Annotated in this window: 6 protein-coding genes; 2 read left to right on the forward strand and 4 right to left on the reverse strand. The window is 72.7% G+C overall.

The genetic code is table 11. The features are described from left to right. The first annotated feature begins 29 nt into the window (after positions 1 to 29). Entirely contained in the window at positions 30 to 1751 is a 1722-nt protein-coding gene (locus BJ982_RS11945) for an ABC transporter ATP-binding protein (RefSeq protein ID WP_184879527.1), read from the forward strand. Positions 1752 to 1766: 15 nt separating this feature from the next. Here the strand turns inward: BJ982_RS11945 and BJ982_RS11950 are convergent, their stop codons facing one another. The 4 genes from BJ982_RS11950 to BJ982_RS11965 form a co-directional block, all read right to left on the reverse strand. After that, positions 1767 to 3173, reverse strand: coding sequence for a class II fumarate hydratase (locus BJ982_RS11950; RefSeq protein WP_184879530.1), 1407 nt, complete (start codon positions 3171 to 3173; stop codon positions 1767 to 1769). A gap of 15 nt (positions 3174 to 3188) precedes the next feature. Continuing rightward, positions 3189 to 5864, reverse strand: coding sequence for a serine/threonine-protein kinase (locus BJ982_RS39270; protein ID WP_239123089.1), 2676 nt, complete (start codon positions 5862 to 5864; stop codon positions 3189 to 3191). A gap of 45 nt (positions 5865 to 5909) precedes the next feature. Beyond that, a complete protein-coding gene (locus BJ982_RS11960; protein WP_184879533.1) occupies positions 5910 to 7124 on the reverse strand; it encodes a serine/threonine-protein kinase in 1215 nt (404 codons plus the stop codon). A 91-nt stretch (positions 7125 to 7215) separates the two neighbouring features. After that, positions 7216 to 8871 carry a fumarate hydratase gene (locus BJ982_RS11965; RefSeq protein WP_184879536.1) on the reverse strand — a complete coding sequence of 552 codons (1656 nt, stop codon included), beginning with the start codon at positions 8869 to 8871 and terminating at the stop codon, positions 7216 to 7218. Between the two features lie 230 nt (positions 8872 to 9101). Here BJ982_RS11965 and BJ982_RS11970 point away from each other — a divergent pair, with 230 nt between their 5' ends. Continuing rightward, entirely contained in the window at positions 9102 to 9383 is a 282-nt protein-coding gene (locus BJ982_RS11970) for a hypothetical protein (RefSeq protein ID WP_184879540.1), read from the forward strand. The last annotated feature ends 98 nt before the right edge of the window (positions 9384 to 9481 follow it).

Genomic DNA, 9481 nt, shown 5'->3' on the forward strand with positions numbered 1-9481 from the left:
TGGCCGGACTTTCCGGGCGAGCGGGTGGCATGACCGGCGCTCGGCTGCTGGGCCGTCACGCGCGGGAGCAGCGCGGTCCGCTGCTGCGGATGGCCGCCTGGTCGGTGGCCGAGGCGCTTCCCGCCCTGCTCACAGGGCTCCTGGTCGCGCGGGCCCTGGACGCCGGCTTCCTGGCGGGCGACGTCATGGCCGGGCTCGGGTACTTGGGGCTGCTGGCGGTGTGCCTGCTGGCCCAGGCGGCGGCCACCCGGCAGGTCATCCCTCACCTGGGAGACTTCGTCGAGCCCCTGCGCGACACCACCGTCAGCGCCGTGCTGACCGGCGCGCTCGGCCGCGCCGTCCACGCCGCCCACCACCCGGACACGACCGCGATCGCCCAGCTCACCAAGCAGACCGAGCAACTGCGCGGCCTGACCTCGGGCCTGCTGCGCACCGTGCGCCCCCTCGCCGTCCAGCTCGTCATGGCCCTGGCCGGGCTCACCGTGCTCAACGGGCACCTGGGCCTGCTCGCCGCGCCGCCGATCCTGTTCGCCCTCGGTCTGTTCGCCTGGTCCCTGCCCGCGCTGGCCCGCCGCCAGCGGGCGCTGCTGAGCGCCGACGAGGACATCGCCGGCGTCTGCGGCACCTACTTCTCCGGCCTGCGGGACGTCACCGCGTGCGGCGCCGGGAACCGCGCCGCCGCGCACGCCGCCGCGCTCATCGACCGGCAGGCCAAGGCCACCCGGGCGCTGGCGTGGGCGAGCGCCGTCCGCACCATCGTGATCGCGGTCGGCGGCCACGTCCCCGTCGTCCTGGCCCTGCTGGCCGCGCCCGGCTGGATCCGCGAGGGCCGGCTCACCGCGGGCGAGGTCGCCGGAGCGGTGACGTACCTGGTCACCGTCCTCCTCCCCGCCCTGCGCTCGGCCGTCGGCCTGATCGGCTCCTGGGGCGTCCAGTTCGCCGCCCTCCTCGACCGCCTCGGCGCGACCATGTCCCCCACCGCGTCCCCCATCGCCCCAGAGACACCCCGCCCGCGTCCCAAGGCACTCTCGCCGTCCAGTGCGGTCGTGGAGCTTCGGGAGGTGACGTTCGCCTACGGACCCGGGGCCGACCCGGTGATCGACGGGCTGAGTCTGCGCGTCGAGGCGGGGGCGCATCTGGCCGTGGTCGGCCCGAGCGGTATCGGAAAGTCCACGCTGGCCGACCTGATCGCCGGGCTGCGCGCCCCGCTCGCCGGGCACGTCCGCCTGGCCACGGACGTCGCGCTGATCCCGCAGGAGGCGTACGTGTTCACCGGGACGCTCGGCGACAACCTGCGGTACCTGCGCCCGGGGGCGAGCGACGACGAGCTGCGCGCGGCCGTGAAGGCCGTGGGCATGGAGGCCCTGGCCGCGCGGCTGGGCGGCCCGGCCGGGCACGTCGACCCCGCGGCGCTGTCGGCGGGGGAGCGGCAGCTCGTCAGCCTGGCCCGGGTCCACCTGTCGCCCGCCCGGCTGGTGATCCTGGACGAGGCCACCTGCCATCTCGACCCGGCCGCCGAGGCCCGCGCCGAGGCCGCCTTCGCCGCGCGCCCCGACACCACGCTGATCGTCATCGCCCACCGGACGACGTCGGCACTGCGCGCCGACCAGGTACTGGTGCTCGACGGGACCAAAGCGGCGCTCGGCACCCACGACGAGCTGGTGGCGTCATCCCCGCTGTACGCGGACCTCACCGGCCACGCGCCGACGCTCAGCGCCTCCGTCCCCGCCAGGACGGCGGCCGCGACCTGAGATCGCCGGCCGCGGTCACTCCTTGGGGGGCGCGTCGGGCGGGGAGGTCATGGACAGGACGTCGAGGAGGGCGTCGAGCTGCGGCTCGGTCAGGGCGCCGGTCTCGACGTGGCCGCGCTCGACGACGACCTGCTTGATGGTCTTGCGCTCCTTCAGGGACTGCTTGGCGATCGCGGCGGCCTCCTCGTAGCCGAGGTGGCGGTTGAGCGGCGTCACGATGGACGGGGAGGACTCGGCGTACTCGCGCAGCCGGTCGGCGTTGGCCGTGAGCCCGTGGACGCACCGGTCGGCGAGCAGGCGGGACACGCTGGCGAGCAGCCGCGTGGACTCCAGCACGTTGCGTGCGATGACCGGCATCATCACGTTCAGCTCGAAGGCGCCGGACGCGCCCGCGAACGTCACCGCCGCGTCGTTGCCGATGACCTGGGCGGCGACCATGCACACCGCCTCGGGGATCACCGGGTTGACCTTGCCCGGCATGATCGACGACCCGGGCTGCAGGTCCGGCAGGTTCAGCTCGCCGAGCCCGGTGCGCGGGCCCGACCCCATCCAGCGCAGGTCGTTGGCGATCTTGGTCAGGGACACCGCGACCACCCGGAGCTGGCCGGACAGCTCGACCAGCGCGTCACGGGAGCCCTGGGCCTCGAAGTGGTCCCTGGCCTCGGTGAACGGCAGCTCGGTCGCCTCGCGCAGCTTCGCGATCACCTGCGGGGCGAAACCGGGCGGGGTGTTGATGCCCGTCCCGACCGCCGTCCCGCCTAGGGGAAGCTCGGCCAGCCGCGGCAGGGTCGCGCGCAGCCGCGCGAGGCCGTTCTCGACCTGGGTGGCGTACCCGCCGAACTCCTGGCCCAGCGTCACGGGCGTGGCGTCCATCAGGTGCGTGCGCCCCGCCTTGACGGTCTTCCGGAACACATCGGCCTTTTGGCGCAGCGCGATCGTCAGGTGCTCCAGCGACGGCATCAGCTCGTACACCACGTCCACCATCGCGGCCACGTGGATCGAGGTGGGGAACACGTCGTTGGAGGACTGGGAGGCGTTGACGTGGTCGTTCGGATGGACCGGCCGGCCGAGACGCTTCTCGGCGAGCGTGGCGATCACCTCGTTGGCGTTCATGTTGGACGAGGTGCCGGAACCGGTCTGGAAGACGTCGATCGGGAACTCGTCGTTCCACTCGCCCTCGGCGACGTCCGTCGCGGCCTCGGAGATGGCCTCCGCCACGTCGGCGGGCAGGACCCCCAGCTCGCCGTTGACCTCGGCGGCCACGGCCTTGATCAGGCCGAGCGCCGCGATGTGGGCGGGTTCGAGCCCGCGCCCTGATATCGGGAAGTTCTCGACGGCCCGTTGCGTCTGCGCGCGCCACTTGGCCGCCGCGGGGACGCGCACGTCGCCCATCGAGTCGTGTTCGATGCGAAAATCCTCCATGCCTCCAGTCTTGCCCTAAGAACCCGACGGCGCGTTCTCGCGGGCGGGCCGGAACGAGGCGAGCACGGTCGTGAGCTGCGCCCGGTCCCCCTTCCAGCGCGAGACCGGGGTGGACCAGTAGATCGCGTACGTCGAACCGCCCGGCACGGCGACCCACCGCGACAGCACACGCGCCGGCCCGGACGCGCCGGTGTAGGTGAACTCCCACTCGGCGACGTCGGCGCCCGGGTACGGCGTCGGGCGCGTCACCGCGAGGCGGATCAGCTTGTACCCCGGGTACGTGCCCGCCGCCAGCGCACGCGCCTCCGCGGCGCGCGTCGTGTTGAGGATGTCGGAGCTGCTGTCGGGGGAGCGGCTGATCCGTGCCGTACGGGGGTCGCCGTCCGCGGTGAAGGTGACCGTGCGGCCCTTGGCGGCGCCGCGGAGCCGTTCGGGCAGGTCGACGACGTAGCCGCTCGCGTCCACGTAGCGGCGCAGGCCCGGCGCGGGAGCGGCGCCCGGCGCGCCCCCGGCCGTGATGACCGAGGAGACGGCGGCCTCGGCGGCGGACGCCGGGGCGGTCGGCGTTCGGGCGGCGCCGGGGCCGCGGGTGTCGGAGAGGGCGGCGGCGGCCAGCATGACGATCGCGGCCAGGCCGAGCAGCGCGACGGCCACCAGAATGATCATCCCGATGGGGCTGTTGCCGCGCGGCGTGGCCGGTCCCTGGAACGCGAACAGGTCGGTGCCGAGCCCGTTGTCCGCATTCCCTTGCTCGGCGTCGGACATGCCACGCGACACCGCCGGGGACCCCGATCCGCCGGCGTACGGGGCGCCGGAAGCGGGGCCGGGTACGGGCGGGGCGCCGGCCACGGATCCCTGGCCGGCCATGGACGTGCGGCCGGGCGGCGACGCGGGTCCCGGCACCGGCCCGGGGTACGGCCTGGACCCGGCGGCGGGCGCAGGGCCGGCGGACGGGTGAGCGGCGCCGGAAGCCGCGCCACGGGTGAGGCCGGGACCTTCGGGCGCGGGGCCGCGGGTGAAACCGGGACGCTCGGGGGCGAAGCCGGGAGCTTCGGAGGCTGCGGTGAAGCCGGACGACGGGGTGACGTCGGACGGGCCGGGAGGCGGCAGCCGCCTGGAGGGGGCGGTGTTCGGCGCCGGCTTCGGCGGCCGGGTCGGCGCTGAAGCGGGCGATGCCGTCATGTCCCGCATATCTTGCGACTTTTCCGGCCCAGCCGCACGCGGCTCTCCGAGAACGGGCGGAACCAGCCCGACCATGGTCACCTGGTCGTCCTCGTCGTCCTCCACCCCGCGCGCCTGAGGACCGGCCCCCGTCCCGGCACCGGCGAGACCGGCGTCGGCCGTGCCCTCGGGTTCGGGGGCGCCGTCACGCCGGGGCGCGCCGGGACCGGGTGGGATGCGGAGGCCCGCCTTCGGGCGGATGACCACCATCGTCTGGTTGGGGTCCGGCTCGTCCGGCGTTTCGTTCTCGGCGGCGCCGGAGGAGGGGGCGGAGGGGCCCGCGGGCTTCGGTGAGGCGGAGGCGGCCTGCGAGGGACCGGGCTTCGGTGAGGCCCCGGAAGTGCTCGGGGAGGAGGGGGACTGCGGCGGAGAGGCCGGCTTCGAGGATGCCGAAGGAGAACTGGGCGAGGAGGCGGCCTGCGAGGAAGCGGGTTTCGGTGACGCCCCGGGAGTGCTCCGGGAGGCCGGGGAGATGTTCGGGGAGGCGGCCTTGGAGGAGGCGGAGGCGGCCTTGGAGGAAGTCGGCTTCGGGGAGGGGGCGGGAGTGCTTCGGGAGGAGGAGGGTTTGGCGGAGGCCGAGGGGGTGTTTCGGGAGGCCGAGGGGGTGTTCTGGGAGGGGGAGCCGGGGGTTGCCGGGGAGTCGGAGGTGGGGGTGCGGGCTACCGTGCGGAGCATGGCGACCGTGCGGTCGAAGGAGAGGCGCTTGGTGTAGTCCTTTTCCAGCATTCCTTCGAGGACCGGGCGCAGCGGGCCGGCCTGGGTCGCCGGGTCCGCCTGCTCGCTCATGAGTGCAGACAGCGTCTCGCTGACCGTGCGCCGCTCGTACGCGGGCCGCCCCTCGACGGCGAAGTACAGCGTGGCGCCGAGCGACCACAGGTCGGACTCGGGGCCGGTGTGGTCGCCGCGGGCCCGTTCGGGGGCGGTGTAGCCGGGGGAGCCGATCACCATGCCGGTCTTGGTGATGCTGCTGTCGCCCTCGACCTTGGCGATGCCGAAGTCGGTCAGCACCACGCGGCCGGTCTCGGTGAGCAGGACGTTCGCCGGTTTGACGTCGCGGTGCAGGATGCCCTGCTCGTGGGCGGCGGCGAGGGCGCCGAGCAGGTCGAGGCCGATCTCGGCGACGAGCCGGGGCGGCAGCGGGCCCTCCTCCTCGATCACCTGCTCCAGGGACCTGGCCTCGACCAGCTCCATGATGATCCAGGGGCTGTCGTCGACGAGGATGGCGTCGTGGACGGTGGCCACGGAGGGGTGGGCGATCTTCGCCGCGGCCCGCCCCTCGCGGATCATGCGTTCCCGCAGCTCCGCGCGTTGCTCTTTGTTCAGACCGGGGTCGTGGCGGATCTCCTTGACGGCGACGTCGCGTCCGAGGAGGCGGTCGTGGGCCCGCCAGACGGTGCCCATCGTCCCCCGGCCGAGGGGAGCGACCAGCTCGTACCTGGCGGCGAGCAGCCGCGTCTGCTGTTCCGGCATGTGTAAGAAGATAGCGATTCCATCTTGAGAATTGCTTTCGCCGCACTAACGCATGCTTTTTGGCCAGAAGCGACGCGGCAGTAGCAACTTCACAATCTCGGACAATTGCCTCGCCATGGGGCTCATCTCGGGGTTCGCCGGAGCCCGGCGGCGGCCCGGCGCGGGTTCGGCGGGCTTGCGGTGCACCCCCTCGGACGGCCGGCGCTGCGGCATGGGACCGGCGGGCGGCGTCCAGTGCGAATCCGCCCGCTCCGGACGGTCGGGACGGTCGGCGCGGTGCTGGCCGCGGTGGGAGGTCTTGCGCGGGGACGGCGCCAGGCTGCCGAGCGTCGGCCGGGGCACCTGCTTGGCCCGCGCGGACGGGGCCTGCGCCCCGCCGCCGGGCGAGGGCCGCCGCGCCGAGGCGCGGTGGGCCGGACCGCCGAGGGGTTCCTCCGCCGAGCCGCCCGCCGCCACGCGCGCCAGCATGAGCGAGGCGCGCATGCCGTCCAGCCGGGTCTCGGGGTCGATCTGCAGCAGCCCCTGCAGTATCGGGGCGAGCGGGCCCGCGTTCTGCATGGGGATGGGCTCCCCGCTGGTCAGCGCGGCCAGCGCCGCCGCGGCCGTACGGCGCCCGTGCAGGCCGCGGCCCTCGACGGCCGTGTAGAGCGTGGCGCCGAGGGACCACAGGTCGGCGGCGGGGCTGGCGCGGTCGCCGAGGACGCGCTCGGGCGCGATGTAGCCCGCCGAGCCGAGCACGATGCCGGCCTGGGTGATGGACGCGTCACCTTCCAGCGCGGCCAGGCCGAAATCGGTGAGTACCACGCGGTCGTCGGCGACGAGCACGTTGCTCGGCTTCACGTCGCGGTGCAGGATGCCCTTGGCGTGGACGGCCCGCAGCGCGCCGAGGACCTGACGCCCGATCTCGGCCACCTTGCGCGGCGCGAGCGGCCCTTCCTGCTTGACGAGCTCCTCCAGCGAGCGGGCCCGCAGCAGCTCCATGACGATCCAGGGCCGGTCGTCCTCGGTGATGACGTCGAAGACCGTGATGACCGACGGGTGGGCGACCATGGCGGTGGCGCGGCCCTCGCGCTCGGTCCTGGCGCAGAGCTCCGCCCGCAGTTCCTCGTCCAGGACGAGCGGGAGCCGGACCTCCTTGACCGCGACGTCCCGGCCGAGCAGTTCGTCGTGCGCGCGCCACACGGTGCCCATGCCGCCGCGCCCGACCGGTTCGAGGAGCCGGTATCGCGAGGCAAGCTCGTATCCGGACGGGGCGCGCATGGGTGGCAGCTTACCGATTTGTTTATCGCCGCCTGTAGAGGCCATGCCGATTCTCTGTTGAGATCTTCTGTCAGAGTCGGGTCAGAGACGGTCAGATTCTGCGACCGATGGTGAGGGTGGGACCAGTGGTGTCACGGAAGAAGTCCTCGCCCTTGTCGTCCACGACGATGAAGGCGGGGAAGTCCTCTACCTCGATCTTCCAGACGGCTTCCATCCCGAGTTCCGGATATTCCAGAACTTCCACCTTCTTGATGCAATCCTGCGCGAGACGCGCCGCCGGACCGCCGATCGAGCCGAGGTAGAAGCCGCCGTACTTCTGACAGGCGTCTGTCACCTGCTTGGAGCGGTTTCCCTTGGCGAGCATCACGAGCGAGCCGCCCGCGGCCTGGAAACGCTCGACGTAGGAGTCCATGCGACCGGCGGTCGTCGGGCCGAAGGACCCCGAGGCGTACCCCTCGGGCGTCTTGGCGGGCCCGGCGTAGTAGACGGCGTGGTCCTTGAGGTAGTCGGGCATCGGCTCGCCCGCGTCCAGCCGCTCGGCGATCTTCGCGTGCGCGATGTCGCGGGCGACGACCAGCGGGCCGGTCAGCGAGAGCCGCGTCTTGACCGGGTACCGGGTCAGCTCGGCGAGGATGTCGGCCATCGGCCGGTTGAGGTCGATGGCGACCACGTCGTCCGACAGGTGCTCGTCGGTGGTCTCGGGCAGGAAGCGCGCCGGGTCGGTCTCCAGCTTCTCCAGGAAGACGCCCTCCGGTGTGATCTTGGCGAGGGCCTGGCGGTCGGCGCTGCACGAGACGGCGATCGCCACCGGGCAGGACGCGCCGTGCCGGGGCAGGCGGATCACCCGCACGTCGTGGCAGAAGTACTTGCCGCCGAACTGGGCGCCGATGCCGAGCCTCTGCGTCAGCTCGAAGACCTTCTTCTCCAGCTCCAGGTCGCGGAAGCCGTGCCCGGACGGCGACCCCTCGGTCGGGATCGTGTCCAGGTAGCGGGCGGAGGCGTACTTGGCGGTCTTGAGCGCGAACTCGGCGCTGGTGCCCCCGACGACCACGGCCAGGTGGTACGGCGGGCAGGCCGCGGTGCCGAGCGAGCGGATCTTCTCCTCCAGGAAGGCCAGCATGCGCTTCTCGTTCAGGACGGCCTTGGTCTCCTGGTAGAGGAACGACTTGTTGGCGCTGCCGCCGCCCTTGGCCATGAACAGCAGCTTGTACTCGTCGGGGTGCCCGAGCGGGTCCTCGGCGTAGAGCTCGACCTGGGCGGGCAGGTTGGTGCCGGTGTTCTTCTCGTCCCACATGGTCAGCGGGGCCATCTGGGAGTAGCGCAGGTTGAGCCTGGTGTAGGCGTCGTACACGCCGCGCGAGATGTGCTCGGCGTCGGCCCCGTCGGTGAGGACGTGCCGCCCGCGCTTGCCCATGACGATCGCGGTGCCGGTGTCCTGGCACATGGGCAGCACGCCGCCGGCCGAGATGCTCGCGTTCTTGAGCAGGTCGAGGGCCACGAACCGGTCGTTGCCGCTGGCCTCCGGATCGTCGATGATCTTGCGGAGCTGGGCGAGGTGGGACGACCGCAGGTAGTGCGAGATGTCGTGGATCGCGGTCTCGGTGAGCAGCCGGAGAGCCTCCGGATCGACTTCGAGGAACGTGCGGCCGGCCGCCTCGACCCGGCGCACGCCCTCGGCCGTGACGAGACGGTACTCCGTCGCGTCGGGCCCCAGCGGAAGCAGGTCGGTGTAGTCGAATCCGGGCATTCGCCTGTACTCCTTCGTCCTGGACTCGTGGACGCCCATGGTCTTTCCGGCCGCGATCGCCGCCGCCCTGTGCAGAGTACGGCCACCGCAGGGGTCTTCCTTACCCGGGGCGGCCGGACTTGGGGCGATCGTGGGCCTCGCCTTGCGTCTTCCGGAGGTACCAGGGGCGAAGTTCCATATATGGGCGTTCGATAATGAAAGTAGGCGCGATATCCAAGATCGGGGGAATCATGGATCCGGGCTACATCGTCGTGGTGATCTTCGGGGTGCTCGTGGTGGCCGCGGTCCTCGGAGTAGCTCTTGTCACCATCGTCCTTTCCGGCATCAGAGGCGAGCACGCCCAGTGGCCGGTGAGCCCCGAGCGCCGTACGCCGGGCGAGGAGACGGACCGCGCCGCGATCGGCCGCGAGCACCCGGAATGGACGGGGCGCGACCTCGCGGGCGACGACCTCCGCCCCATCGGCACCCACGAGGAGAAGCGGGCCGCCCCCGGGCGGGCCCGGTGGTGGTAGCCGGCGACGAGACGCGCGAGCCCGGATGTCCCGTGCCGGACATCCGGGCTCTTCGGCGCGTCCGGCGGCGCGACGGCGTGCGGCGGTGGGTAAGACCA

Origin of the sequence: Sphaerisporangium siamense (assembly GCF_014205275.1) — a bacterium.
Classification (GTDB): Bacteria; Actinomycetota; Actinomycetes; order Streptosporangiales; family Streptosporangiaceae; genus Sphaerisporangium; species Sphaerisporangium siamense.

Coding starts and splice junctions, on each gene's coding strand:
- BJ982_RS11945 (WP_184879527.1), top strand. CDS start 30: ATGACCGGCGCTCGGCTGCTGGGCCGTCACGCGCGGGAGCAGCGCGGT.
- BJ982_RS11950 (WP_184879530.1), bottom strand. CDS start 3,173: ATGGAGGATTTTCGCATCGAACACGACTCGATGGGCGACGTGCGCGTC.
- BJ982_RS39270 (WP_239123089.1), bottom strand. CDS start 5,864: ATGCCGGAACAGCAGACGCGGCTGCTCGCCGCCAGGTACGAGCTGGTC.
- BJ982_RS11960 (WP_184879533.1), bottom strand. CDS start 7,124: ATGCGCGCCCCGTCCGGATACGAGCTTGCCTCGCGATACCGGCTCCTC.
- BJ982_RS11965 (WP_184879536.1), bottom strand. CDS start 8,871: ATGCCCGGATTCGACTACACCGACCTGCTTCCGCTGGGGCCCGACGCG.
- BJ982_RS11970 (WP_184879540.1), top strand. CDS start 9,102: ATGGATCCGGGCTACATCGTCGTGGTGATCTTCGGGGTGCTCGTGGTG.